General features: G+C 69.2%; 1 protein-coding gene. It reads right to left on the minus strand.

The features are described from left to right. On the minus strand, positions 1-312 hold a 312-nt coding region (locus H926_RS0117225), incomplete at both ends, for a DUF983 domain-containing protein (protein WP_022677425.1).

Below are 312 nucleotides of genomic sequence, written 5' to 3' on the forward strand. Positions count from 1 at the left end.
ATGCAGCCCCAGCCACCATTGCAGCGCGATCACCGCGCCCTTGGCCGGTTGCAACAGGCCCAGCACCATCGTCACCGTCATGGTCAGGCACACGCCCATCATCACCGGCCATGACAGCGTGGTGTGCAGGCCCAGCGCGATGATCACCGGCGCCATGACATGGCCGGTGATCAGGATCGCCACATAAGGCGGAAAATCGTCGGCGCTATGGCCGCGCCAGTCCTGCGCGCAGGCCGGGCACTGTGCCACCGGGCGCAGCCAGGCGGCAAACAGGCGCGCGCCGTCACAGCGCGGGCAATGGCCCCGCGCCCC

Source organism: Novosphingobium sp. B-7 (genome assembly GCF_000410615.1).
In the GTDB taxonomy this organism is placed as follows: domain Bacteria; phylum Pseudomonadota; class Alphaproteobacteria; order Sphingomonadales; family Sphingomonadaceae; genus Novosphingobium; species Novosphingobium capsulatum.